Source organism: Accumulibacter sp. (assembly GCF_029255285.1).
Classification (GTDB): Bacteria; Pseudomonadota; Gammaproteobacteria; order Burkholderiales; family Rhodocyclaceae; genus Accumulibacter.
In genome coordinates this window covers 102,164-125,209 of sequence record NZ_JAPUVI010000105.1, presented here as the reverse complement: position 1 = coordinate 125,209, position 23,046 = coordinate 102,164, and the positions used below count along the sequence as shown (strand labels likewise).

The 23,046-nt window shown below is 64.5% G+C and carries 27 protein-coding genes; 11 read left to right on the top strand and 16 right to left on the bottom strand.

What is annotated here, in order from left to right; translation table 11 throughout:
• Positions 1 to 68 precede the first annotated feature (68 nt).
• The 5 genes from Q1M07_RS15830 to Q1M07_RS15810 form a co-directional block, all read right to left on the bottom strand.
• A complete protein-coding gene (locus tag Q1M07_RS15830) occupies positions 69 to 479 on the bottom strand; it encodes a hypothetical protein (RefSeq protein ID WP_300455137.1) in 411 nt (136 codons plus the stop codon).
• Positions 480 to 508: 29 nt separating this feature from the next.
• On the bottom strand, positions 509 to 874 hold the full coding sequence (locus tag Q1M07_RS15825; RefSeq protein WP_300455134.1) for a hypothetical protein: 366 nt from the start codon (positions 872 to 874) through the stop codon (positions 509 to 511).
• A gap of 108 nt (positions 875 to 982) precedes the next feature.
• Entirely contained in the window at positions 983 to 1,426 is a 444-nt protein-coding gene (locus tag Q1M07_RS15820; protein ID WP_300455131.1) for a potassium channel family protein, read from the bottom strand.
• A gap of 371 nt (positions 1,427 to 1,797) precedes the next feature.
• Complete coding sequence (locus Q1M07_RS15815) at positions 1,798 to 2,181, bottom strand: thioredoxin family protein (protein ID WP_300455128.1); 384 nt, start codon at positions 2,179 to 2,181, stop codon at positions 1,798 to 1,800.
• A 121-nt stretch (positions 2,182 to 2,302) separates the two neighbouring features.
• Complete coding sequence (locus Q1M07_RS15810; RefSeq protein ID WP_300455125.1) at positions 2,303 to 2,665, bottom strand: response regulator; 363 nt, start codon at positions 2,663 to 2,665, stop codon at positions 2,303 to 2,305.
• 120 nt (positions 2,666 to 2,785) lie between these two features.
• Between Q1M07_RS15810 and Q1M07_RS15805 the strand changes: the two genes are divergently transcribed.
• The 4 genes from Q1M07_RS15805 to Q1M07_RS15790 all read left to right on the top strand — a co-directional run bounded on the left by Q1M07_RS15805 (position 2,786) and on the right by Q1M07_RS15790 (position 7,215).
• Positions 2,786 to 3,532, top strand: coding sequence for a hypothetical protein (locus Q1M07_RS15805; RefSeq protein ID WP_300455122.1), 747 nt, complete (start codon positions 2,786 to 2,788; stop codon positions 3,530 to 3,532).
• 796 nt (positions 3,533 to 4,328) lie between these two features.
• Positions 4,329 to 5,486: a 2-methylcitrate synthase gene (gene prpC, locus Q1M07_RS15800; RefSeq protein WP_300455120.1), complete on the top strand. Its 1,158-nt coding sequence runs from the start codon at positions 4,329 to 4,331 to the stop codon at positions 5,484 to 5,486.
• A 10-nt stretch (positions 5,487 to 5,496) separates the two neighbouring features.
• Positions 5,497 to 6,939 carry a bifunctional 2-methylcitrate dehydratase/aconitate hydratase gene (locus Q1M07_RS15795; RefSeq protein ID WP_300455117.1) on the top strand — a complete coding sequence of 481 codons (1,443 nt, stop codon included), beginning with the start codon at positions 5,497 to 5,499 and terminating at the stop codon, positions 6,937 to 6,939.
• A 90-nt stretch (positions 6,940 to 7,029) separates the two neighbouring features.
• Positions 7,030 to 7,215, top strand: coding sequence for a DUF5668 domain-containing protein (locus Q1M07_RS15790; protein ID WP_300455114.1), 186 nt, complete (start codon positions 7,030 to 7,032; stop codon positions 7,213 to 7,215).
• A 139-nt stretch (positions 7,216 to 7,354) separates the two neighbouring features.
• Here Q1M07_RS15790 and Q1M07_RS15785 read toward each other — a convergent pair whose 3' ends face one another.
• The 11 genes from Q1M07_RS15785 to ccmA all read right to left on the bottom strand — a co-directional run bounded on the left by Q1M07_RS15785 (position 7,355) and on the right by ccmA (position 16,141).
• Positions 7,355 to 8,194 carry an ethylbenzene dehydrogenase-related protein gene (locus tag Q1M07_RS15785; protein ID WP_300455111.1) on the bottom strand — a complete coding sequence of 280 codons (840 nt, stop codon included), beginning with the start codon at positions 8,192 to 8,194 and terminating at the stop codon, positions 7,355 to 7,357.
• A 113-nt stretch (positions 8,195 to 8,307) separates the two neighbouring features.
• Entirely contained in the window at positions 8,308 to 8,895 is a 588-nt protein-coding gene (locus tag Q1M07_RS15780) for a NapC/NirT family cytochrome c (protein WP_300455108.1), read from the bottom strand.
• Between the two features lie 139 nt (positions 8,896 to 9,034).
• Positions 9,035 to 10,264, bottom strand: coding sequence for a c-type cytochrome biogenesis protein CcmI (gene ccmI, locus Q1M07_RS15775; RefSeq protein WP_300455105.1), 1,230 nt, complete (start codon positions 10,262 to 10,264; stop codon positions 9,035 to 9,037).
• On the bottom strand, positions 10,261 to 10,746 hold the full coding sequence (locus Q1M07_RS15770; protein ID WP_300455102.1) for a cytochrome c-type biogenesis protein CcmH: 486 nt from the start codon (positions 10,744 to 10,746) through the stop codon (positions 10,261 to 10,263). The genes ccmI and Q1M07_RS15770 overlap by 4 nt, the downstream gene beginning before the upstream one ends.
• Positions 10,743 to 11,327 (bottom strand): DsbE family thiol:disulfide interchange protein, encoded by a 585-nt coding sequence (locus Q1M07_RS15765; protein ID WP_300455099.1) that lies wholly within the window; start codon positions 11,325 to 11,327, stop codon positions 10,743 to 10,745. Before Q1M07_RS15765 ends, Q1M07_RS15770 begins: the two co-directional genes overlap by 4 nt.
• Before the next feature lie 10 nt (positions 11,328 to 11,337).
• Positions 11,338 to 13,335, bottom strand: a complete 1,998-nt coding sequence (locus Q1M07_RS15760; RefSeq protein WP_300455096.1) for a heme lyase CcmF/NrfE family subunit — start codon at positions 13,333 to 13,335, stop codon at positions 11,338 to 11,340.
• A 16-nt stretch (positions 13,336 to 13,351) separates the two neighbouring features.
• Positions 13,352 to 13,831 carry a cytochrome c maturation protein CcmE gene (gene ccmE / locus Q1M07_RS15755; RefSeq protein WP_300455094.1) on the bottom strand — a complete coding sequence of 160 codons (480 nt, stop codon included), beginning with the start codon at positions 13,829 to 13,831 and terminating at the stop codon, positions 13,352 to 13,354.
• A complete protein-coding gene (ccmD, locus tag Q1M07_RS15750; protein ID WP_300455092.1) occupies positions 13,828 to 14,055 on the bottom strand; it encodes a heme exporter protein CcmD in 228 nt (75 codons plus the stop codon). The genes ccmE and ccmD overlap by 4 nt, the downstream gene beginning before the upstream one ends.
• A gap of 4 nt (positions 14,056 to 14,059) precedes the next feature.
• Entirely contained in the window at positions 14,060 to 14,809 is a 750-nt protein-coding gene (gene ccmC / locus Q1M07_RS15745; protein WP_300455089.1) for a heme ABC transporter permease CcmC, read from the bottom strand.
• Between the two features lie 13 nt (positions 14,810 to 14,822).
• Complete coding sequence (gene ccmB, locus Q1M07_RS15740) at positions 14,823 to 15,491, bottom strand: heme exporter protein CcmB (protein ID WP_300455087.1); 669 nt, start codon at positions 15,489 to 15,491, stop codon at positions 14,823 to 14,825.
• Entirely contained in the window at positions 15,485 to 16,141 is a 657-nt protein-coding gene (gene ccmA, locus Q1M07_RS15735; RefSeq protein ID WP_300455084.1) for a cytochrome c biogenesis heme-transporting ATPase CcmA, read from the bottom strand. The genes ccmB and ccmA overlap by 7 nt, the downstream gene beginning before the upstream one ends.
• A gap of 235 nt (positions 16,142 to 16,376) precedes the next feature.
• Here ccmA and hypA point away from each other — a divergent pair, with 235 nt between their 5' ends.
• The 7 genes from hypA to Q1M07_RS15700 all read left to right on the top strand — a co-directional run bounded on the left by hypA (position 16,377) and on the right by Q1M07_RS15700 (position 22,962).
• Positions 16,377 to 16,832 carry a hydrogenase maturation nickel metallochaperone HypA gene (gene hypA / locus Q1M07_RS15730; protein ID WP_366984159.1) on the top strand — a complete coding sequence of 152 codons (456 nt, stop codon included), beginning with the start codon at positions 16,377 to 16,379 and terminating at the stop codon, positions 16,830 to 16,832.
• A gap of 22 nt (positions 16,833 to 16,854) precedes the next feature.
• Positions 16,855 to 17,877 (top strand): hydrogenase nickel incorporation protein HypB, encoded by a 1,023-nt coding sequence (gene hypB / locus Q1M07_RS15725; protein ID WP_300455078.1) that lies wholly within the window; start codon positions 16,855 to 16,857, stop codon positions 17,875 to 17,877.
• 1 nt (position 17,878) lies between these two features.
• Complete coding sequence (hypF, locus tag Q1M07_RS15720; RefSeq protein ID WP_300455075.1) at positions 17,879 to 20,203, top strand: carbamoyltransferase HypF; 2,325 nt, start codon at positions 17,879 to 17,881, stop codon at positions 20,201 to 20,203.
• Positions 20,194 to 20,448 carry a HypC/HybG/HupF family hydrogenase formation chaperone gene (locus Q1M07_RS15715; protein WP_300455072.1) on the top strand — a complete coding sequence of 85 codons (255 nt, stop codon included), beginning with the start codon at positions 20,194 to 20,196 and terminating at the stop codon, positions 20,446 to 20,448. Before hypF ends, Q1M07_RS15715 begins: the two co-directional genes overlap by 10 nt.
• Positions 20,445 to 21,596 (top strand): hydrogenase formation protein HypD, encoded by a 1,152-nt coding sequence (gene hypD / locus Q1M07_RS15710; RefSeq protein WP_300455069.1) that lies wholly within the window; start codon positions 20,445 to 20,447, stop codon positions 21,594 to 21,596. Before Q1M07_RS15715 ends, hypD begins: the two co-directional genes overlap by 4 nt.
• A 56-nt stretch (positions 21,597 to 21,652) precedes the next feature.
• Positions 21,653 to 22,642, top strand: coding sequence for a hydrogenase expression/formation protein HypE (gene hypE, locus Q1M07_RS15705; RefSeq protein ID WP_300455381.1), 990 nt, complete (start codon positions 21,653 to 21,655; stop codon positions 22,640 to 22,642).
• Between the two features lie 161 nt (positions 22,643 to 22,803).
• Complete coding sequence (locus Q1M07_RS15700) at positions 22,804 to 22,962, top strand: hypothetical protein (protein WP_300455066.1); 159 nt, start codon at positions 22,804 to 22,806, stop codon at positions 22,960 to 22,962.
• Positions 22,963 to 23,046 lie beyond the last annotated feature (84 nt).

Sequence of the window (23,046 nt, the reverse complement as noted above, 5' to 3'; positions counted from 1 at the left end):
TCGTCATGCGGGACAGGGAGTCGTCGGCGGTCTGACGCAGCGAAGCTCGCTTCGCCCGATCTCCCGGCTCATGGTTGCGTCGTAGTCCGGCTACCGTCCTTGTTCATGTTGTTCATGATCACGCCGGTAACCACGGCGCCCACGGCCGCGCCGACGAGAACGCTGCCGACGTTGCTACCGTCGTGGCGATCGTCGTCACCGTAGTACTCGCGATAGCGACCGGCGTAACCTTCCCGGCGGTAGTCATAGCGGTCGCGCTGGTATTCACGGTGTTGCTGAACCACAGCACCGGCAACAAAGGCGCGCCGCTCGCGTTCATGCCGATTGAGATCGCGCGCCAATTCCCGGCGCTCGATTCTCTTGCCATCGTGCCGCCAGTGGTCTCCGGCCAGGACCTCGGCAGAGCCCAAGGCCCCGCTGCCGAGCAAGGCCAAAATCACTCCCATGCAGGGAAGCGGTCTCGAGAGTTGCGATTTCATCATTGTCTTTCCTCGCGCGGTGGTGGAGTTCAATGGATCTCCTTTACGACGTCAAGGAAGAGCTTGGGATCGTTTCCTTTGCAGGCCTTGTAGATCTCGCCGACCAACTGGGTAACGCCCGCCTGATTGAACGGATACCGCTTGGCGTCGATGCCGTCACGGCCGTTCAGGTAGCCATGCGTCCAGGCGACGAAGGCAAAAGCCCTATCCTGCGCCCCCTTGAGCATCTTCGTGTCCTTGTTCAATTTCGGATCGGCGGCGGCGAAGATGTCCAGCAGGTTGCCGCAGGTGGTGGTTTCGAAGTGGATTGCCTGGGGTTTCTTGCTCTCGGCGGCGAAGACGGTGGACGAGGCGCAGAAGGCGAGCAGACAGCAGGCAGCGGTTCTTATCTTCACAGTAACTCCTATTCTGTTGGTCGGGGTGATGGACGTCGATCTAAGTCGGGACTTCCTATCGAACCGAGTATACCGAACGCGCTCCTGCGGCACGACGTCGTCCGCCACTCAATTTCGATCTTGCCGTTGCTGCTTCGCCTTGCTCAGGTACTGCAGTATGCCCAGCAACGCGGCGCTGGTCAGACCGAGCATCAGGATGCCGTTGAGTGCCTCGAGCGGACCGAGGAGTTTCCGTTGGGCGCTCATCACGACGTCGCCGTAGCCAAGCGAGGTGAAATTGACCGCCGAGTGGTAGACCGCTTCGTAAAACTCGTGGAACTCGCCCAGCCAGTAGAACAGCGTGCCCCAGAGCACGATCTGCAAGAAGTTGCCGAGCATCATGATCAGCATTGCCATGAGCAGCGTAAGGATGCCGGCCAACAGTCCGTTGCCGGGCCCGGGTTCATCCGCCTGGCGCGTTGCGTAGCGCAAACTCCAGAACGAGAAGCTGATCTGCACGATGAGACACCCCATCATGGTCAGCAAACCGATCGCCAGGTTGATCAGGATCATGCGGCACTCCCTTGTCAGCCGTTATCAAAGAAGCACGCCTCGCTTCTCGAGGCACGCCATCGAGCAAGCAGACGATTGCTCAAGCATACAGCGCGGCGCCGAGGAACAGGTCGACGCCCCCGGCGCCCGTGCCCGCCTGCCGCCGATAGCGCTTCGCTACGCCGCCCTGGGGCGTCTGGCCGCCCGGCGACTGGACATGAATTTCACCTCTTCACAGCACCAAAAAAGCGAGGCCCATGCCCTGCCAATGATGGAAGGGTCACGCTGTCATGACGCTCTTGTTCACCAGCGTCAAGCCGAGCCGGCCGGTCGGGGGGCTTCTCATCCAGGTCGTCTGGAAGCTCCGTCGCCGTCGCCCGCCCAGCTCTCGGCTACGACCCTTCCGCTCCCGTTGCCAGCCGACGCAGGTCGGCATCGTCTTGCCAGCAGCGCCGTTCGACGCTGGAGAACGCGTACTCGCGGCTTTCCTCTCGCGTCTGTTGCAGGAAAGCCTCCAGGGTGCGCTTGAGGTGTGCCGGTGCCGGCGGCATGGTGCCGTAGAAAAGGACTTCCTCTCGTCGCCCGATGAGCAAGGTCGGGAAGTTCTCGACATCCAGATCGCCCAGTTCATCGGCCTGGCCTTCGATGTCCAGCCAGTGGAAAGCGACCGCCGGAAACTGGCCGGCGACACTTCTGAAAGCGGCCGCGTATTCCCGGCAAACGCCGCACCAGTCGGCACACAGGCAGACGACCCGGAATTCCGGGGCCGCTGTCACGGTGTGCGGCACATAGAAAGTGGCGAGTTCGTGCGGCGCGTCACTTGCGTTAGCCGGTACGCCTGACCCGAATCGAGACGAGTGGTGGTTCGCCGCACGCCAAGCGACTTCCGGTGGCGTGTCATCCGCCGGACTGAGCGCCCATCAGGCGCTGTATGTGAGCAATCAGTTGTTCTTCCGGGTAAGGCTTGCCGAGCATGACGTTGACGCCTGCCGCCGCCGCCTCGTCGCGCAATTGTTCACTGTCGGAAGTCACCATGATGATTGGCACATGCGCACTTCGCGGATCGGCGCGAACCTGACGCGCCAGCTCGAAGCCGCCCATGCCGGGCATGTCGACATCCGTCACCAGAACGTCGGGGACCGATTCGGCGATTTGGCGTGCCGCATCCAGCCCATCTTCGGCCATCCGAACTTGATACTGATGCGCGCCGAGCAGGCGGCCGGTCTTGATTCGTACGACCTTGGAGTCATCGGCCACCATGACCACCGTTTCCGCCGGTCCCTTCGCCTTGGCCGCCGCTGTCCGGGTAGCCGCGGCACGAGCCTGGCGTTCGGCGTCCTCGGTTGCCTTACGCGCCGCCTGGAGGCGAGCCTCTCTGGCTTGTCGCTCGGTTTCCCGAAGGATCGCCGCTTCGACGGCCAGGCGCTCCGTCTCTTCGAGGCGAAGCGCTTCCTCGACCGCCTGGCGTTCTGCCTCAAGGCGGGCCGCTTCCTCGGCGGCCTGGCGCTGGGCTTCGCGGCGAGCGGCCTCCTCGGCGGCCTGGCGCTGGGCTTCGCGACGAGCGGCCTCCTCGGCGGCTTGGCGCGCGGCTTCGCGACGAGCGGCCTCCTCGGCGGCCTGGCGCTGGGCTTCGTGACGAGCGGCCTCCTCGGCGGCCTGGCGCGCGGCCTCGCGACGAGCGGCCTCCTCGGCGGCCTGGCGCGCGGCTTCGCGGCGAGCGGCCTCCTCGGCGGCCTGGCGCGCGGCCTCGCGACGAGCGGCCTCCTCGGCGGCCTGGCGCGCGGCTTCGCGGCGAGCGGCCTCCTCGGCGGCTTGGCGCGCGGCCTCGCGGCGAGCGGCCTCCTCGGCGGCCTGGCGCTCGGCTTCACGGCGAGCGGCTTCCTCGGCGGCCTGGCGCTCGGCTTCGCGGCGAGCGGCCTCCTCGGCGGCCTGGCGCGCGGCCTCGCGACGAGCGGCCTCCTCGGCGGCTTGGCGCGCGGCCTCGCGACGAGCGGCCTCCTCGGCGGCCTGGCGCTCGGCTTCGCGGCGAGCGGTCTCCTCGGCGGCCTGGCGCTCGGTCTCGCGACGAGCGGCCTCCTCGGCGGCCTGGCGCGCGGCCTCGCGGCGAGCGAGATCGTCGGCGGCTGACGGTTGCGCTGCCGAAGTGGCTGCCTCGGCAGTTGCCGAGCGATTCCGGGCAGCAGACCGGCGGGAGACGAACAGACGGAACAGTAAGAAAGCCACGAATACACCAGCGGCGATCAACAACAAGCTCTCGATGGCGGACATTGACGTGATCCTTGGTTCCAAGTATCGACAACGATCGAAGCGTGCTGAGGCACGCTCTTCCAGTGTACTGCTTCCGTGCCCGATGGGTAAGCACTACCTGCAGCGGAGCGGCCGGCACAGCGAGATACCGTTCACCCGCCTGCCACTTCACTGGCCCGGCCGCCACCAGGGCGATCCTCTGGCTGGCCCAGAGCTACCGGGCGCCAGCGCCGCCTTTCGGCCAGAATATCATGGCTCTCGGAGTGGCCTTGCGTTTCGACCTGGACAAGACCCATGAAAACTCTGCCTGCCGGACATCGCCCCCTCCTTCCAAAGGGAAGGCGCCTGCCGTGCTAAATGACGCGAGGCTCGGAAGTTTGGCGGTGACCCGACACAGCCCCACGCCGTGCGCATTTGGAGCAACGCGTACCGGACAGATGACTTGCGGCCATTCATTTTGGGGCTTCCAGTTGACCGTCATAGGCAAACTCGGGAATACTCATCCCTCAATCGTTGCCGGCCGCGACATTCGGGCGGTGTGGCTGGGCAATATGGGTTTCAGGAGCGACTCGCCGACCCGTCGGCCGGACTGGCGGTCGGCACCTCCCGAACATCGGGAGATCTCCCTCATACCAGCCGCCAGATGCCTGCCACTTCGTGACGAGGGGAGGAGACGATGGGCGACAAAGCTCAGAAGCCGTTACCGCGAAGCAAGAAATCCGTCGCGCTTTCCGGTGTGGTGGCCGGTGACACAGCGGTCTGTGCCGTCGGTCGTGCGGGCAATGACCTGTACTACCGTGGCTTTGATGTCATTGCTCTGGCTGAGCATGCCACTTTCGAAGAGGTGGCCTACCTGCTCCTCTATGGCCGCTTGCCCACTTGCACGCAGCTCAAGCAATATCGAAAGAAGCTCAAGACATTGCGCGGCTTGCCGGTCATGCTGCGGCCAATGCTGGAAAATCTTCCGGCGTCGGCGCACCCGATGGATGTCTTGCGCAGCGGTTGCTCGGCACTCGGGACGATACTGCCGGAAGCACAGGACCATAACCCCGGCGCGGCGCGCGAGATAGCCAACCGGCTGATCGCCAGCTTCGGGTCGATGCTGCTCTATTGGTATCACTGGTCGCACAATGGTCGTCGTATCGACACCGAGACCGACGACGAGTCGATTGCGGCTCACTTTCTGCACCTCTTGCACGGCAAGCCACCGACGGCGCTGCACGCCAGTTGTCTTGACAAGTCACTGGTCCTTTATGCGGAACACGAGTTCAATGCCTCGACCTTCACCGCGCGGACGATTACCGGTACCGGCGCCGACTTGTACGCGGCGATCAGCGGAGCTATCGGCGCTCTCAGCGGCCGCCTGCACGGCGGCGCCAACGAGGTCGCTTTCGAGATACAAAGCCGCTACAACGACCCGGCGCACGCGGAAAGCGACATTCGCCGCCGGATTGAAAACCGCGAGATCATCATCGGCTTCGGGCACCCGCTGTACACTATTGCCGACCCGCGCCACAAAGTGATCCGCGCCGTCGCCGAACAACTGTGCGTCGATGGCGACAATAGGGTGCTGTTCGACATCGCGAGCCGCATCGAGGCCGTGATGTGGGAAGAAAAGCGAATGTTTCCCAACGTAGACTGGTTCTCGGCCGTGGTTTACCACATGCTGGCCGTCCCGACGCCCATGTTTACACCATTGTTCGTCATTGCCCGAACCAGCGGCTGGGCCGCCCATGTCCTCGAGCAACGAGTCGACGGCAGACTCATCCGTCCTTCTGCGCGCTATATCGGACCCGAGGCGCAGAACTTCATCATCATCGAGCAAAGAACGTGAAACCCCATCCATGTCTACACGCCTACCTGCCGCCCGCCCGGAGCCGGACAAGATCCTGGTCGATATCGCCGATTACGTCCTCGACTACAAGATCCCGGCGCGAAGCTCGTTCGAGACGGCACGTTACTGCCTGATCGACGCGCTGGGCTGCGGGCTCGCCGCACTCGACTATCCGGCCTGCACCCGCTTGCTGGGACCAGTCGTTGCGGGCACCGTGGTGCCGCACGGGGCGCGAGTCCCGGGCACCGGATTCGTTCTCGACCCGGTGCAGGCGGCCTTCAACATCGGCACCATGATTCGCTGGCTCGATTTCAACGATACCTGGCTGGCGGCTGAATGGGGTCATCCGTCGGACAATCTGGGCGGAATTCTCGCCACGGCCGACTGGCTGTCGCGCACTCGGGTGGCCGGCGGAGAAGCGCCGTTTGTGCTGCAACAGGTGCTCGAGGCAATGGTCAAAGCCTATGAGATACAAGGTGTCCTGGCGCTCGAAAACAGTTTCAATCGCGTTGGTCTGGACCATGTCGTGCTCGTCAAGGTGGCGACCGCTGCGGTGTGTACCGGCCTCATGGGTGGCGGGCGACAGCAGATCATCGACGCCGTTTCGCAGGCCTTCGTCGATGGCCAGCCCTTGCGCACCTATCGGCACGCGCCGAACACCGGCTCGCGCAAGTCGTGGGCGGGCGGCGATGCCACCGCGCGAGGCGTGCTACTCGCCCTTTTTTCGATGAAGGGAGAAATGGGTTACCCCGCGGTGTTGACCACCCGCACCTGGGGCTTCTACGACGCCTTATTCAGGGGACGAGAGTTCCGCGTCGGGCGGCCCTACACCAGTTACGTGATGGAGAACATTCTGTTCAAGATCAGTTTCCCGGCGGAATTCCATGCCCAGACGGCCGTCGAGTGTGCGGTCAGGCTGCATCCGCAGGTCTCCGGTCGACTACCCGAAATCGAGAAACTGGTCATTCGCACGCACGAATCGGCCATACGGATCATCGATAAGAAAGGACCTCTGCATAATCCGGCCGACCGCGACCATTGCCTGCAGTACATGGTCGCCTTTGCGCTGATTCATGGGGAACTGACGGCCGACGCCTACGAGGACGGCGCGGCGTCGGATCCGCGTATCGACACGTTGCGTGCGAAGATCGAGGTCGTCGAGGATGCGCGCTTTACGGCGGACTACCTGGATCCCGACAAACGCTCGATCGCCAACGCCGTTCAGGTTTTTTTCGCCGATGGCAGCCGCACGGCCGAACTGCTTGTCGAGTATCCGCTCGGGCATCGCCGTCGACGTCTCGAAGGAATACCGGTGTTGGTCGAAAAGTTCAAGAAACACCTCGCACGCCGTTTTTCCGAGGAGCGGCAGGAACGTATCCTCAGGTCGTCGCTCGACATGCAGGGCCTGGGGAACCTGGCGGTGCACGATTACCTTGACCAGTATGTCGTCTGACAGGCGTCGCCGCCGGTGTCCTGGTCGTGCTTCGCCGGTTGCGCGGCTCCGCTCCGGAGCGCGCCACGGCGGAAGCAGAGAGGAAGAAAAATGAGAGGAAATGTTGGCGCCGTGGTGCTGATCGTTCTCGGCCTGCTCGGCCTGGCCATCAACCTGGGAGCGCTCGACATCGATTTTGCCCGCCTGCTGCGAACCTGGTGGCCGGCGCTGTTGATCGTTCTGGGAATCGGGATGTTTCTCGCACCTGGAACCGATGATCGACGCAAGCCGGATTGATCGCCGATCGTCGTCAGAAGCGCCACTACGCGAAAGCCTCAAGCAAGGTCAGAGGCCAATGCCCGTCTGACGGGGCGTATCGAGCGCGGGACACGGCGGTGGCAGGAACGACGCCTGCCGCCGCCGCCGTGCCGAAAACCTACTGCTTCGCCGACTTGATGTCGCCGTTGGCCCCGAAACCCATCGTATAGCCCATCGAAACGTGATGGAAACGGCCGCTGGCGCGATCGGCATGGACAGCGATACCAAACGGCGTTGCCTTGCCTTCGGCGAGTGCGCCGGAAAGCTTGCGCGTGAAGGTGACGGTGTAGGTATCGCCCGCCTTGCTGCCTTCCGCCTTGACGCCCGCCGTACCGCCTTCCATGTTGCGTTTGTCGGTCACCGAGCCATCGGCCGCCTTGGCGCCCTTGGCACTTCTCCACTGCATGAGTTCATAGGCGCCGTCCTTGGTGTACTTGGTCTTCTTGTCGTCGGCGCCAGGCATGGTGCGCGCATCGCCGTGGCAGGTCGCCCAGCAACCGATCTGAGCGCCCTGCGTCACCTTGTCGTTGGCGAACATGACGGCAACCTTGACGTCGTTCTCCTTGTCGACCGGTTCGACGGCACCCGAGGGCGCCTTGAAGGTCAGGCGGATATAGGCGTTTTCATTGTCGTACGCGCTCTGCACACTCACCGGAAAGCTCATCGTCTTCGGCGCACCCTTGGGTTCGAGATCCTTGCCGGCGAGGCGCTTCATGTCGAAGTTGAGGCCGCCCTTTTCCTCGTGGCAGCCGACGCAGGTTTCACCCTTGTTGATTCCGGTACGACCGCTGTGATCCGACTTCTTCATGACCCACTCGATCGGCGTCACGGCGGCATGAAACACCTGAATGTCGCGTTTCGGAACCTTGCTCCAGTCCGGCGCAGCCGCCTGCGCAATCTGCGAACCACAGGCCAGAAAAGCGCCGAAGAAAGCAAGGGAAACGCTCGTCTTTTTCATGTCAAACTCCGCTCAAGAAGGGTTGTTTTATGGCCGGCCCGAGGTGGACGGGCTTTCTTGCCCCGTCCTGGCCGGCAGGTCAGGTTTAACTCTTGCCCGTCGCTCCACTTTGCTTAGGCGTCGGGGTCTTCCGGCATGTTCTTCGGCTTGCGGTGCGCGATGCCCTTGTGGCAATCGATACAGGTCTGCTTTTCGTCCAGGCCGATCTTGTGCATTTTCGACGCGCGTGCTTTCTGTTTTTCGATGTCCATCGCCGCGAACGAGTGACAGTTGCGGCACTCACGCGAGTCACTGGCCTTCATTCTGGACCACTCGTTGGTTGCCAGTTCGAGGCGCTTGGCTTCGAACTTTTCGGGCGTCGCGATGGTGCCCATCACCTTGCCGTAGAGTTCCTTGCTGGCGGCGATCTTGCGCATCATCTTGTGCCCCCAGTCCTTGGGCACATGACAATCGGAACAATAGGCGCGAACACCGGTGCGGTTGCTGTAATGAATGGTCGTCTTGTATTCCTGATAGACGTTGTCATTCATCTCGTGGCAGCCGATGCAGAACTCGAGCGTGTTGGTCGCTTCCATGGCCGTGTTGAAACCACCCCAAAAGAGGACGCCGGAGACGAAGCCGACCGACAGCAGGGCGAGTAGCGAATACTTGGCGCTTGGACGTTTGAGTGTCGCCCAGAAACCGGAGCCGTTGTCGGGCACGATGCTTCCTCCTTGAATTCTCACTGCCATCCGACGAGCGCCGAGGCTGGCCGAAGTCTAGCGGATTAGCCGTGGCGGACGGTTTGATCTAGGTTAACTAATTCCGGAAATGGCGCGGGCCGGCCGTGCCGGCAGGATTTCAGGGCTGAACCTGATCGATCAGCAGGCGCAGATTCTGGCTTCCCGGCTTGACGCTCTCGAGTCGGCCGAACAGGTCGCCGCTCGAACTCTGTGCCGTGCCGGCCTTGGCGACACGTGCCTCGACAGTCACCGACGGGAAATCCGACAGCTTCTTGCCGCCCGCCATCGCCATCGAGTCGTCCAGGCGAAAGCGCAGCGGCAGATCGGCGACCGTCGCCCGCAGCGCGGCGAGCGGCATGCGCGATCCCGTCGCGGCGCGCGCAAAGACGAACAGCACGTCGGTTGGCTTCGCCTGTCCGGCCAGCTTGCCGGACAGCGCCACTTCGCCGCTGACGGCGCTGGTGCCGACGGTCGGTGCCTTTCCCGGTGGGCCATTTGCCTTCTGGCCGGCGGCAATCTCGCGTGCCTTGGCGACCGCGGCGGCGAGCGCCTCCGCCTCCTCCGAGCCGGGCGGGAGCTGCGTCAGCAGGCGCCCCCAGTAGTCGGCCGCGGCCACGAACTGGTGACGGTCGCTGGCCGCTGCACCGGCCAGCAGTAGCGCCTGGGGTTCGTCCGGATCGATCGCCAGCGCTCGCTCGACCAGTTCCAAGGGTTTGCCCTGCAAGTCACCGCCCCGGCTTCGGCTGAGGACATCGGCGTAGTCGGCGAGCAGCGTCGCATCCTGGTCGACCAGGGGGCCGGCGCGGCCATAGGCGGCGGCGGCTTCGGCAAAGCGCTCCAGAACCTTGTACGAGCGCGCGAGCATTACCCAGCCCTGGCTGTCGTCGGGATTCCTCTTCAGTTTTTCGACCAGGCCGGCGACCATTTCCTCGATCTGTTGTGGCGCCAGCCGCGCCTGCCGTCGCAGCGGATCGAGGGCGCGCGGGTTGCCGAGCAGCGCGTAGCCGGCGGTAGCCGCCAGCGGGAGCACGATGAGCAAGGCGAGGGCCGTCCTGCGGCTCCCTGTGGCGCTCCTCGCGGGCATCGACGACGGCTCGACGGCAGACGGATCAACTTCGTCGAGCAGGCGACGCTGGAGTTCGTTGCGCGCCGTTTCGAAATCAGCTGGCGCCAGCAGACCGTCATCCCGTTCGCGCTCGAGTTCCCTGATCTGGTCACGAAAGATCGCCAGATTCGCCTGGCGGCGGTCGGTGCCGCTCGACGAGCGCGGTGTGCGCCAGAGTGGAGGCAAGAGAAGGGCGAGGACGGCGGCGACCAGCAAGGCCGCGGCGATGACGAAACCTGTCATGAGAGTTTTTGGTCCGAATCTTGGTCCTGCAGCAGTGCCTCCGCCTGCGCCCGTTGATCGGCGGTGAGCGGCGGGTCGACGATCGCACGGTTGCGGCGACGCAGGTAAAGCACCAGCGCGCTGAGGCCGACGACGAACAACAGGCCCGGACCGAACCACAGCAATAGCGTCGTCGCCTTGAGCGGCGGTCGGTAGCGGACGAAGTCGCCGTAGCGGCTGACCATGAATTCCATGATCTCGGCATCGCTCCTGCCGTCCTGGATGAGGCTGCGGATCTCGCGTCGCAGGTCGTTGGCCAGCTCGGCATGCGACCCGGCCAGCGATTCGTTCTGGCACACGAGGCAACGCAACTCGCTCGAAATCGCGACCAGGCGCTTTTCGGTCAGTTCGTCCGCCGCGAGCGGCTGCGCTTCCCCGGCGCGCAGGCTGCCCGAGGCGATGCTCGACAGGGCAAACAGCCAAACGATGAGCCAGTACCTCATCGCGACAGTTCGCCGAGCAGCGGCAGAATCTTGCCAGAGAGGACGTCGGGCGTGATCGGACCGGTGTGCTTCAGGCGGATGATGCCGCCGCGGTCGATGACGTAGGTTTCGGGGACGCCGTAAACGCCGTAGTCGATCCCTACCCGACCGTCGATGTCGAGCACTGACAGCGTGTAGGGGTCGCCGTGCTTCGCCAGCCAGGCAGCCGCACGCTCGACGACCATCGGCTGTTCCATGCCAGGGGCGAGCTTGTCGATATCGGTTGCACCGTCACCGCGCACCTCCTTATAGTTGAGACCGATCAAGGGAACGATGCGGCGTTTCGCCAGTTCGACCAGCAGCGGATGTTCCTGGCGACACGAAACGCACCACGACGCCCAGACGTTGAGCAGCCAGACCTGGCCGAGCATATCCTGCGGTGAGAAGGTCTGGCCAGGCGCAGCGAGCTGCGGCAGGGTGAAGTTTGGCGCCGGTTTGCCGACCAGCGGCGAAGGAAGGTCACGCGGATTGAGGTTGAGCCCGACGGCGAGCAAGGCGACGAGGAAGAAAAAACCGATCAGTGGCCAGAGAAACCTGTTCATCCGTTGTCCCTCACACGTTCTCGGCCAATGGCGCGGCGACCGGTGCCGGCGAGCGGAGTTGCGCCTTGACCCGATAGCGGCGGTCGGCCATCGCCACCAGACCGCCCAGGGCCATCAGCACGCAACCGCCCCAAATCCAGTCGACAAAGGGCTTGTGGTAGACGCGAACGGCCCAAGCGGCATCCGGCCTCGCCCGGTCGATCGGTTCGCCGAGCGAGACATAGAGGTCGCGCAGGAAACCGCTGTCGATCGCCGCCTCGGTCATCGGCATCGACGATGCGACGTAGAAGCGCTTTTCGGGGAACATCTTGCGGATCGTCCGGCCATCCCTCAGCAGATCGATGTCGCCGACGAGCGCGCGGTAGTTCGGCCCCTGTTGCGGACGCACGCCGTTGAAGCGGAAGGTGTAGGCGCCCACGCTGACCGTGTCGCCGACCTCCATCTTGACGTCCTTTTCGGCTTGGTAGGCGCCCACCATCGTCACCCCGACGATGAACACGGCAATCCCGAGATGCGCCAGGTGCATGCCGAAAAAGCTGCGCGGCTGCCGGTACACGGTGGCCAGGAACGAGCGGCCGGCACGTGTCGATTGCACGCGTGCCACGACGTTGAGCAGTGCGCTGCAAACGATCCAGGCCGCCAGCAGCAGACTCAAGGCGACCAACGGCTTCCACTGGCCAAACAGGAAAGGCGCTCCGGCACCGACCAGCGCCGCCGTCAGGAAGGCCCAGCGCAGGCGGCGCGTCAGTTCGCCGACGCTGGCCTGTTTCCAGCGTGCAAAAGGCGCCACGCCGATCAGGAACGCGGCTGGCAGCATCAGCGGCACGAAGACCGCGTCGAAATACGGCGGGCCGACCGACAGCTTGCCGGCACCCAGCGCGTCGATGAGCAGCGGATAGAGCGTGCCGAGCAATACCGAAGCACAGGCGACGACCAGAAGTACGTTGTTGGTGAGAAGCAGCGACTCGCGGGAGAGCAGGCCGAAACGCCCGCCGAGACCGACTCTCGGGGCCCGCCAGGCGAACAGCGCGAGCGAACTGCCGATCACCGTGACCAGGAAGGCGAGGATGAAAATTCCACGCCGGGGGTCGGTGGCGAAGGCATGAACCGAGGTCAACACGCCGGAACGAACCAGAAAAGTGCCCAGGAGCGACAAGGAAAACGCCGAAATGGCCAGCAACACCGTCCAGTTCTTGAAGCTGCCACGCTTTTCGGTCACCGCCAGCGAGTGTACCAGCGCCGTGCCGACCAGCCAGGGCATGAACGAGGCGTTCTCGACCGGATCCCAGAACCACCAGCCTCCCCAGCCGAGTTCGTAGTAGGCCCACCACGATCCGAGCGCGATGCCGAGGGTCAGAAAAACCCAGGCGGCGGTCGTCCACGGTCGCGACCAGCGTGCCCAGGCGGCGTCGAGTTGGCCGGAAAGCAGCGCCGCAATGGCGAAGGCGAAAGCGACCGAGAAGCCCACGTAGCCCATGTACAGCATCGGCGGGTGGAAGATCAGGCCGGGGTCCTGCAGCAGCGGATTGAGGTCGCGCCCCTCCTCGGCGGCGGGCAGCATCCGTTCGAAAGGGTTGGAGGTCAAGAGAATGAACAGCAGAAAACCGGCGGCGACCAGCCCGAGAATGCCGAGCACGCGCGCCACCATGTGCTCGGGAAGGGCCCGTGACAGCCGGGCGACGGCCAGCGTCCACAGCACCAGCATCAGCACCCACAGCAACAGCGAGCCCTCGTGGCCGCCCCAGACGGCGGCCACGCGGTATTCGAGGGGCAGCAGCGTGTTCGAATGCTGCGCCACGTAAACGACCGAGAAATCGTTTTGCACGAAGGCGGTGGTCAGGCAGCCGAAAGCGAAAGCCAGCAGTAGCGCCTGCGCCATGGCCGCCGGGCGGGCCAGCGCGATCCATTGCCGGCGATCGGTATGCGCACCGACCAGCGGCAGCGTGCCCAGGGCGAGGGCGACGCAGAGTGCCAGGATGAGCGCGAAGTTGCCAAGTTCCGGAATCATGATCGTATCGTCCGCATCATTGCCTGATCGTCCTGGCGGCGGCTTCGGCAGCCGCCTTGTTGGCGGCCGCCCGTTCGTGCGCGTCGCCAACCGCCTTGGCCGCCTCCGGTGGCATGTAGTTCTCGTCGTGCTTGGCGAGGACCTCGGTGGCGTTGAAGACGCCGTTCTCATCGAGCTTGCCCTGGGCGACCACGCCTTTGCCTTCGCGGAAGAGATCGGGCAGAATCCCTCTGTAGGCGACTGTCATGTCTTTGTCGGTATCGGTGACGACGAAACGCAGCGTCACGCCGTCGGCCTCACGCTGCAGCGAACCGGTCTTGACCATGCCTCCGATGCGAAAATTCTTGCCCCTCGGGGCTTCGCCGGCGGCCACCTGAGTCGGCGAGAAAAAAAACACCAGGTTGCTCCGGAAAGCGTTGAGCACCAGGGTTGCGGCAAGGCCGAGAATCGCCAGACCGCCGACGATCAGCGCGAGGCGCTTGTGACGAGGTTTCAAGTGTTGCTCCTGCCCGTAGGCACGATCATTGGCCTGCTGTCGGCCGGCGTCTCCGATCTCTCGACGCGGAACTGCCTCTTGAGGCGCGCGATGAGCTTCTTCCGACCCCGCCGCAGCAGCACTGGTTCCGCCACCATCAGCAGCGCCATGACGATGACCGATCCCCAGACATAAGGACCATGCTTACCCATCGCCAGAAAGTCGGCCACGTTGTTCCAGTGCATGCGCCTACTCCTTTTCGCCCAGCACGCTGCGTACCCAGTCGGTGTGACGCTCGCGCTCGAGCATGATCGTCCGCACGCGCATCAGGGCAACGGCAATACTGTACATCCAGCAGCCCAGCGCGCAGAGGATCATCCCCCACAGCATCATGGCCGCCATACTCGGCGCCTTCGTCAGGCTGACCGAAGCTCCCTGGTGCAGCGTGTTCCACCACTTTACGGAAAAATAGATGATCGGAACATTCACCACGCCGACCAGGGCGAGAATCGCGCCAGCCTTATCGGCCCGGCGCGGGTCGTCGATCGCCGCCTGCAGCGCGATAAAGCCGATGTAAAGGAAGAGCAGGATCAGTTCGGAAGTCAGCCTTGCGTCCCAGACCCACCAGGTACCCCACATCGGCTTGCCCCACAGCGCGCCGGTCCATAGCGAGAGAAAAGCGAAGAGCGCGCCGGTCGGCGCCAGCGCCGAGGCCATCATTCCCGACAGGCGGGTGTTGAAGGCCAGCCCGGTGCCGGCCCAGAAAGCCATCACCAGGTAAATGAACATCGACATCCACGACGCCGGTACATGCAGGAAGATGATTCGATATCCTTCGCCCTGCTGTTCATCGGTCGGTGCCAGCAGAAAACCGATGGTCAGGCCCGCCAGGCCGAAGATCGCCGCCAGCGCCCAAAACCATGGAATCAGCTTGCCGGCCAGCGGGTAAAAGGTCTGCGGGCTGGCATACTTGAACCAGTTGATCACTCTTTCACTCATGCGTCGCGTGGGCTCATTCGAGGGCAATTCTCAGTGCCGCGGCGGTCGGCCACGGGGCAAAAAAAACACCGCCGAGCGTCAGGGCGCCCAACAGTGACAGGTGGGCCTGCGCGCCAAGGCCGCTCAACGTGGCATCGACCGCTCCGGCGCCGAAAATCAGAACCGGGATGTAGAGCGGCAGGACCAGCAGCGAAAGCAGCACGCCGCCGCCACGCACTCCCAGCGTCAGCGCCGCGCCGATCGCGCCGATACCGGACAGCGCCGGCGTACCGATCAACAGCGACAACGCCAGTATCGCCAACGCGTCGTTCGCCAGATCGAACTGAATTCCCAGCACCGGCGCCAGCAACACCAGTGGCAGGCCGGCGACCAGCCAATGCGCGATCACCTTGCCGAAAACGATCAGCGCCAGCGGCTGCGGCGCCAGTGCCAGTTGCTCGAGCGTGCCGTCGCGATGGTCGTCGGCAAACAGCCGCGGCAGCGACAGCATCGTAGCCAGCAGGGCGGCGACCCACAAAACGCCCGGCGCGAGCCTGCGCAACTGATCCGCCTCCGGCCCGACACCGAGCGGAAACAGACTGACGACGATGATGAAAAAGAACAGCGCCGCGATGATGTCGGACTGCCGCCGCATGGCCAGTCGCAAATCGCGGCCAATGACGGCGCGGATCGATACTAGCATCTTGCCGATGAGTCGCGAACGTCGGCCGCATCACCGTTGCCCAGCCAAAGCTCGCGCAAGGCAGCGGCCGGCACCGCCACGGGCTGGTGGGTGGTCAGCACAGCCAGGCCACCGCGCTGCAGATGGGCACCGATGAGCCCGGCGACGAGGTCGACAGCCGCCTTGTCGAGCGCCACGTAAGGTTCGTCGAGCACCCACAAGGCGCGCCTCTCGTGCACCAGGCGGGAGAGCGCGGCGCGGCGTTTCTGTCCCTGCGACAGATAGCGACAGGCCAGATCCTCGCGGCCGCGCAGTCCGACCCGTTCGAGGGCATCGACCGCCGTGTCCTCGTCCAGGGTTTCTTGCGCCAATCGGGCTGCCGACACGATGTTTTCGAGCGGTGTCAGTTCCTCCTTGATGGCGTTCTGGTGGCCGAGATAGCACAGCTCGGCCCGGAACTCCTCGCCAAGTTGGCCGATCGGCCGACCACGCCAGAAAATCTCGCCACCCGCCGCTGGCGTCAGGCCGCACAACATGCGCAGCAAGCTCGTCTTTCCCGACCCGTTTTGGCCCTGCAGATAGAGCATCTCGCCACCATCCAGTCGAAAGTTGATGCCGGCGAACAGGCGACGTTCGCCGCGCACACATTCCAGATTCGAAACTTCAAGCATGGGCAAAGTCGCGGAGATGACCGAGGGCGTATTGTGAAGGCGGGAGTTTAGCCCCTGATTGACGGAAATCAAAAGCGATTCAAAGGCTTTTGGTATTCTGGCGAAACCTTTTCGGGGAGCATGGCCGTGCAACCGGGTTGTCTGGATCTGTCGCTGGCGCGGGGTGGTCGACGGATCGTCGCGGCCACGGTCGCCCCGAGACGCTTGCCGGTGGCGCCTGCGCCGCCTGCGCCGCATGGATTTTCTACCGTACGCGGCCTCGACATGGGGAGCGAAGCCTTGGTCGAGCACCGATACCCCCTGCGGCTGGCACTCGATCCCTGCTCGCCTATCACGTGAAAGCGGACGAATGCACGAGATGTCGCTGGCCATGGAAATCCTCCAGATCGTCGAAGACGCCGCTCGAACCCAGAATTTTCGGCGAGTTCGCCTGCTTGTGCTTGAGATCGGCGATTTGTCGGCGGTCGAGGCGGAAGCCATCGCCTTCTGTTTCGACGCTGTGAGCCGCGGCACTCTGGCCGAAGGCGCTAGGCTGAGCGTAATCAGGGTGGCCGGCCAAGGATTATGCTTTAATTGTAACAATACTGTGCCGCTCGCGACATGGCACGACCCTTGCCCGACCTGCGGCGGCTACCCGGTTCAGCCAACCGGGGGGACCGAGATGCGAGTCAGGGAACTCGAGGTCGAATAATTATTAAAAGGGGACAGCAAAAATGTGTACGACTTGCGGTTGTGCCGTCGGGAAGACGCGCGTCGCTCTCAGCGCTTTGTCCGAGCACGAAAACGCGCCTTCGGGCAAGGTTTCACACGCCGATCCCGGGCTCCTGGCAGAGCAACGAGGGCAAGCCCGTTCGGCGATGAGCTATCGGCCGGTCGCTGGTCGCGACAGGCAGCCGCTCGTCACGCACGGGCACGACGACGCGCCGGCGCACCGACACCCGGCGGCAGCCGATTTCGATCAGGAAGCCGTCGGTATCGACGCGCCGGGGATGACGGCGTCCCGGATGGTGCGCATCGAGCGCGACATCCTGGCCAGGAACAACGGCTACGCGGCGGAAAACCGCCGACGTTTTGACGCGCAAGGGATCTTCGCGCTCAATCTCGTGTCGAGTCCCGGCTCGGGAAAAACCAGTCTGCTCTGCCGGACTATCGACCTGTTGAAGACCAAAGTGAGCATCGCCGTCGTCGAGGGTGACCAGCAAACGAGCCGCGACGCCGAGCGCATCCGCGCCACCGGCGCTGCCGCGCTGCAGATCAATACCGGCCGGGGCTGTCATCTGGACGCCCACATGATCGGCCATGCGCTGGACGAGCTTGCGCCCGCCGACGACTCGTTGCTGCTCATCGAGAACGTCGGCAATCTCGTCTGTCCGGCGGCCTTCGATCTCGGCGAGGCGCACAAGGTAGTCATCCTGTCGGTCACCGAGGGAGAAGACAAGCCTCTGAAATATCCAGGAATGTTCCGCGCCGCATCGCTGATGCTGCTGAACAAGATCGACCTGTTGCCGCACCTGGCTTTCGACAGTGATCTGGCGGTCCGTTACGCGCGGCAGGTCAATCCGGTGCTGCAGGTGATTCAGCTCTCGGCGATGAGTGGCGAAGGCTTCGCCGAGTGGCTGGACTGGTTGATGGCCGGCTGTGCGGCCCGGCAGGAACGGCGAAAGGACATGGCGGCGACGCAGCGGCGACCGGCTGGCGGGGTCGAAGCACCACTCGCTGCCGGCGCGCGAGGCTGACATGTCGAACGCCATCGTTTGCCAGAACATCCGGGTCAGCGGAGTCGTGCAGGGCGTCGGTTTCCGCCCCTTCGTCTGGCGGCTGGCCAAGGAACTGGGCCTCACCGGCTGGGTTCGCAACGACTCGCGGGGCGTCGAAATCGAGGTTCGCGGCTCGCCCGCCAAAGTGAAAAGCCTCACCGAACGCCTGGAGCGGGAAGCTCCGCCACTTGCCCGCATCAATTCAGTGACTGCCCGCGAGGCTGTGCCGGCCAATCTGTCTGACGAGTTCGTGATCATCGACAGCCGCAGCGGCCGGGCAGCAACGATGATCGGACACGACACGGCGGTCTGCCGTGACTGCCTGGCCGAAATCTTTGATCCGACAAACCGGCGCTGGCGCTACGCCTTTACCAACTGTACCAACTGTGGGCCACGTTACACGATCAGCCGCGGTCTGCCCTACGATCGGGCACGCACCAGCCTGAAACCGTTCGCCATGTGCCCCAAGTGCCAGTTCGAGTATCGGCGACCGGCGGACCGGCGTTTTCATGCGGAGGCCAATTGCTGCCCGAAGTGCGGCCCGCAGATTTTTTTGCTCGATGCCGAGGGACACCGGCTGGCCAATGATCCGATCGCCGGTGCCCTGGCCATGCTGCGGCAGGGAAAAATCCTTGCCATCAAGGGATTGGGCGGCTTCCACCTGGCGTGCGACGCACGCAACGCCGTGGCCGTTGCCGTCCTGCGCGAGCGTAAGCACCGGGACGAGAAGCCGTTCGTGGTGATGCTGGCGAACGCCCCGTCGGCCGCCCAACTGGTTCAGATGGGAATCGGCGAGCCGGGACTGATGACCCTGCCGACGCGGCCGGCCATCCTGCTCAAGAAACGCGGCAGTTGCGACCAGGCGCTGACCGGCGTGGCGCCTGGACTGGCTTGGCTGGGGGTCATGCTGCCGTACACCCCGATCCAGTTCCTACTTTTCCACGAAGCGGCGAAACGGCCGCCCGGCCTCGGCTGGCTGGAGAGATCTCAGGATCTGGCGCTGGTCATGACGAGCGCCAACCCGGGCGGCGAACCGCTGGTGACCGGCAACAGCGAAGCCTTGCTGCGGCTCTACGGCATCGCCGACGCCTTCCTGATGCACGACCGCGACATCGTCACGCGTTGCGACGACAGTGTCGCGCGGATCACCACCGGCGGCCTGCAGTTCATCCGGCGGGCGCGCGGCTACGCACCGCGGGCCATCAAGATGCCGGTTTCCGGGCCGTCGGTAATGGCCGTCGGGGCCTGGTTCAAGAATACGATCTGCCTCACCCGCGGCGATGAAGCCTTCGTTTCGCAGCACATTGGCGATCTCGACAATGCGGCAGTGTGTAATTTTCTCGAGGAATGTGTCGAACAGCTCGTCAAGCTGCTTGGCGTCGAACCGGCGATTGTCGCGCATGATCTTCACCCGGACTTTCATTCGACCCGCTTCGCCGCCGATTTTGCCGAGCAACGTCGACTGCCGCTGCTCGGCGTCCAGCATCATCATGCGCACGCCGCCGCCGTGCTGGCCGAACACGGCATCGAGGCGAGCACCTTGGCCCTCTCGCTCGATGGCGTTGGCATCGGCACCGACGGCACGGCGTGGGGAGGCGAACTGTTGCGCGTCGATGGCGCCAGCTTTGAACGCCTTGGCCATGTCGTGCCATTGGCCTTGCCAGGTGGCGACCGGGCGGCCAACGAACCCTGGCGCATGGCGGCCGCGGTGTTGCACCAACTCGGACGAGGCGACGAGATCGTCCACCGTTTTGCCGCTCAGCAAGCCGCGCCGGCCGTCGCCCAAATGCTCGCCGACAACATCCACTGCCCGCCGACGACCAGCATGGGCCGCATGTTCGATGCTGCCGCCGGCTTGCTCGGCATCAAACCGACGATGGCCTACGAAGGACAGGCGGCGATGCTGATGGAAGGGCTGGCCCAACGCTACGGCGATACGCTGCCGCTCGACCAGGGTTGGCGAATCGAAGCCGGCTGTCTCGATCTGCTGCCCTTGTTCGCTGCTCTCTGCGACGAACGGAATGCCGAACGCGGTGCCGCGCTCTTCCACGCCACGCTCGCCGCTGCGCTGGTCGATTGGCTGCGGGTCGTCGCCCCGGGCGAAAAAGCTGTCGCCGGCAGCGGCGGCTGTTTCCTCAATGAAGTACTCGTGCGCGCTCTGCGCGCCCGCCTGGGGGCGCAGGGCGTTCGCCTCATCGAGGCTCGCCAGGTGCCGCCCAACGACGGCGGGTTGGCCGTAGGTCAGGCGTGGATCGCCTTGCAGCATCTGGTTGGCCGGTCGAGGAGCACGGACCAGTGTGTCTAGCGCTTCCCTGCCGGATCGTCGAACTCCGGCCAGACGATAGGGCCTTGGTCGAGCTCGACGGCGTCGGCAAGGAGATTTCCCTGGCCCTCGTGGACGACGCGGCGGTCGGAGATTACGTCATCGTCCACGTCGGCTACGCGCTGAGCCGGCTCGACCCCGAAGAGGCCGCAAAGACCCTGGCACTGTTCGCCGAACTCGGCGAAGCCGCACGGCAAGAGCGGGATGCCGATCCTGCCGGTCGATGAGATTCATCGACGAATTCCGTGACGGCGAACTGGCCAGCGGCCTGGCGGCGGCCATTCGGCGAGTCGTCCGGAGGGATCGCGAGTACCGCTTCATGGAGTTCTGCGGTGGCCACACGCACACTATCTCGCGTTACGGACTCAGCGATCTGCTGCCGCACCAGGTGCGCATGATTCATGGTCCCGGTTGTCCGGTCTGTGTGTTGCCGATCGGTCGCATCGACATGGCCATCCGCCTCGTGCGCGACGCCGGCGTCATGCTGTGCTCTTATGGTGATCCGATGCGCGTACCGGCCTCCGGCGGCCTGTCGCTGCTCAAGGCGAAAGCCGGACCGGGCCGGGCTTCCGGCAGCGATATCCGGATGATCTACTCGGCGGCCGACGCGCTGCTCGTCGCACGGCAGAACCCGCAGCGGCAAGTGGTGTTGCTGGCCATCGGCTTCGAAACGACGACGCCGCCGACGGCACTCGTGATCAAACAGGCACAAGCGCTCGGTCTCGGCAACTTTTCGGTCCTTTGCTGCCACGTGCTGACGCCGCCGGCAATCGCCAGCATCCTCGATTCTCCCGAGGTCCGGCAGGGGGGAAGCGTCGGAATCGACGGGCTGGTTGGTCCGGCACATGTGTCGACGATCATCGGCACACAACCCTACGAGTTTGTCGCCGAGCAGTACCGCAAGCCGGTGGTTGTCGCCGGTTTCGAACCGCTCGACGTGATGCAGGCTATTCTGATGCTGATCGAGCAAGTCAATGCCGGTCGGGCGCTGGTCGAGAATCAGTTCTCGCGCGCCGTCACACGCGAAGGCAATCGCAAGGCGCAGAATCTGATGGCCGAAGTCTTCGAGCTGCGCCGCTCTTTTGCTTGGCGAGGGCTCGGCGACTTGCCCTTCAGTGCGCTACGGATCCGCCGCGAATTCGCCGAATTCGACGCCGAACGGCGTTTCGCCATCCGCTACGAAGCCGTCGCCGACCACCCAGCGTGCGAATGCGGCGCGATTCTGCGCGGAGTCAAGCGGCCGTCGCAATGTCGCCTCTTCGCCAGCGTCTGCACGCCGGAAAACCCGGTTGGCTCGTGCATGGTGTCATCGGAGGGAGCTTGTGCGGCGCACTATTCCTTCGGTCGGTTCGCCGACCTGGAAAGGGTGTCGTGAGCCGAACGCACAAGGCTTACGTCCGTCCGCTGGACCTCCGGCAAGGGCGTATCGACATGACCCACGGCAGCGGTGGCCGGGCGACGGCGCAACTGATCGAGGAACTGTTCGTCCGCCGCCTCGGCAACGCCTACCTGGGACAGGGCAACGACGCCGCCGTGCTGCCGATGCCGCCTGGCCGGCTGGTGATGTCGACCGACGCTCACGTCGTGTCGCCCTTGTTTTTCCCCGGCGGCGACATCGGCTGCCTGGCCGTGCACGGCACGATCAACGACCTCGCCGTGGTCGGTGCCACACCACTCTATCTCGCCGCCAGCTTCGTTCTGGAGGAAGGCTTCCCGCTCAGCGATCTGGCACGCATCGTCGAATCGATGGCCGCCGCGGCTAGCGCGGCGGGGGTGCCGGTAGTCACCGGCGACACCAAAGTGGTCGAAAAAGGCAGCGGCGACGGCGTCTATATCACGACCACCGGCGTTGGCGTCGTCACCGAGGGGGACGAGTGGTCGGGCGACCGTGCCCGGCCCGCCGACCGAATCATCGTTTCCGGCAGCATCGGCGAACATGGCATGGCGATCATGGCGCAACGTGAAAACCTTGGCTTTGCCGCCGCCATCGCTTCCGATACCGCCGCACTGCACGGCCTGATCGCCGCCATGCGTGCCAGCGGCGCCGCCATCCGCGTGCTGCGCGACCCGACGCGCGGCGGCGTGGCGACGACGCTCAACGAAATCGCTTGCCAGTCGGGAGTCGGCATGATGTTGCAGGAAAGCGCGTTGCCGGTGCGGCCCGAAGTCGCCGCCGCCTGCGAGTTCCTCGGCCTCGACCCGCTGTACGTGGCCAACGAAGGCAAGGTCGTCGCCATCGTCGCGCCCGAGGACGCCGAGCGCTTGCTGGCCGCGATGCGCGCTCATCCCCTCGGCCGGCAAGCCGCGGTGATCGGCAGCGTGCATCAGGATGCGCACAGCTTCGTGCAGATGACTACCGCCTTCGGTGGCCGACGCATCGTCGACTGGCTGACCGGCGAGCAATTGCCGCGCATTTGTTGACCGGCCGCCGCGCGGCGGCCGGCGCTACCTCGCGTTGCGCCTGTCGCGCGCGAGCTTCGGTCAGACGCTCTTCCTCGAGTGCTTGCGCACGCGCGACAGTGCGCTCTGCAGCGATCGGCACTCGCCACCCGGGCAGGCCCGCCTGGAGGAGAAAGCGGTCGATGACTTTCGGCATCGCCTCCGGTCGTCAGTCGCCGGAAGACCTTGACCAGCAGTTCGACGACTCTCGTCTCGCCGACGACCGGCCAGGGAACCAGCGTCCGCTTGAGAATCGTTTGGCGGAAGCCCTCCGCCTGTTCTTGCTGACCTCGGCGCGGTGATCGGAAACGAAGCGGTAGAGGACGATGCTCTCGTATTCCAGCCCCTTCGCTTCATGGATCGAGAACAACACGGCGTCGCGAAGT

What these genes read in the sequence shown, in the direction of transcription:
- Q1M07_RS15830 (WP_300455137.1), bottom strand. Translation starts at nt 479, where the DNA reads ATGAAATCGCAACTCTCGAGACCGCTTCCCTGCATGGGAGTGATTTTG.
- Q1M07_RS15820 (WP_300455131.1), bottom strand. Translation starts at nt 1,426, where the DNA reads ATGATCCTGATCAACCTGGCGATCGGTTTGCTGACCATGATGGGGTGT.
- Q1M07_RS15810 (WP_300455125.1), bottom strand. Translation starts at nt 2,665, where the DNA reads ATGGTGGCCGATGACTCCAAGGTCGTACGAATCAAGACCGGCCGCCTG.
- prpC (WP_300455120.1), top strand. Translation starts at nt 4,329, where the DNA reads ATGGGCGACAAAGCTCAGAAGCCGTTACCGCGAAGCAAGAAATCCGTC.
- Q1M07_RS15795 (WP_300455117.1), top strand. Translation starts at nt 5,497, where the DNA reads ATGTCTACACGCCTACCTGCCGCCCGCCCGGAGCCGGACAAGATCCTG.
- Q1M07_RS15790 (WP_300455114.1), top strand. Translation starts at nt 7,030, where the DNA reads ATGAGAGGAAATGTTGGCGCCGTGGTGCTGATCGTTCTCGGCCTGCTC.
- Q1M07_RS15785 (WP_300455111.1), bottom strand. Translation starts at nt 8,194, where the DNA reads ATGAAAAAGACGAGCGTTTCCCTTGCTTTCTTCGGCGCTTTTCTGGCC.
- ccmI (WP_300455105.1), bottom strand. Translation starts at nt 10,264, where the DNA reads ATGACAGGTTTCGTCATCGCCGCGGCCTTGCTGGTCGCCGCCGTCCTC.
- Q1M07_RS15770 (WP_300455102.1), bottom strand. Translation starts at nt 10,746, where the DNA reads ATGAGGTACTGGCTCATCGTTTGGCTGTTTGCCCTGTCGAGCATCGCC.
- Q1M07_RS15765 (WP_300455099.1), bottom strand. Translation starts at nt 11,327, where the DNA reads ATGAACAGGTTTCTCTGGCCACTGATCGGTTTTTTCTTCCTCGTCGCC.
- Q1M07_RS15760 (WP_300455096.1), bottom strand. Translation starts at nt 13,335, where the DNA reads ATGATTCCGGAACTTGGCAACTTCGCGCTCATCCTGGCACTCTGCGTC.
- ccmD (WP_300455092.1), bottom strand. Translation starts at nt 14,055, where the DNA reads ATGCACTGGAACAACGTGGCCGACTTTCTGGCGATGGGTAAGCATGGT.
- ccmC (WP_300455089.1), bottom strand. Translation starts at nt 14,809, where the DNA reads ATGAGTGAAAGAGTGATCAACTGGTTCAAGTATGCCAGCCCGCAGACC.
- ccmB (WP_300455087.1), bottom strand. Translation starts at nt 15,491, where the DNA reads ATGCTAGTATCGATCCGCGCCGTCATTGGCCGCGATTTGCGACTGGCC.
- ccmA (WP_300455084.1), bottom strand. Translation starts at nt 16,141, where the DNA reads ATGCTTGAAGTTTCGAATCTGGAATGTGTGCGCGGCGAACGTCGCCTG.
- hypA (WP_366984159.1), top strand. Translation starts at nt 16,377, where the DNA reads ATGGATTTTCTACCGTACGCGGCCTCGACATGGGGAGCGAAGCCTTGG.
- hypB (WP_300455078.1), top strand. Translation starts at nt 16,855, where the DNA reads ATGTGTACGACTTGCGGTTGTGCCGTCGGGAAGACGCGCGTCGCTCTC.
- hypF (WP_300455075.1), top strand. Translation starts at nt 17,879, where the DNA reads ATGTCGAACGCCATCGTTTGCCAGAACATCCGGGTCAGCGGAGTCGTG.
- hypD (WP_300455069.1), top strand. Translation starts at nt 20,445, where the DNA reads ATGAGATTCATCGACGAATTCCGTGACGGCGAACTGGCCAGCGGCCTG.
- hypE (WP_300455381.1), top strand. Translation starts at nt 21,653, where the DNA reads ATGACCCACGGCAGCGGTGGCCGGGCGACGGCGCAACTGATCGAGGAA.
- Q1M07_RS15700 (WP_300455066.1), top strand. Translation starts at nt 22,804, where the DNA reads ATGACTTTCGGCATCGCCTCCGGTCGTCAGTCGCCGGAAGACCTTGAC.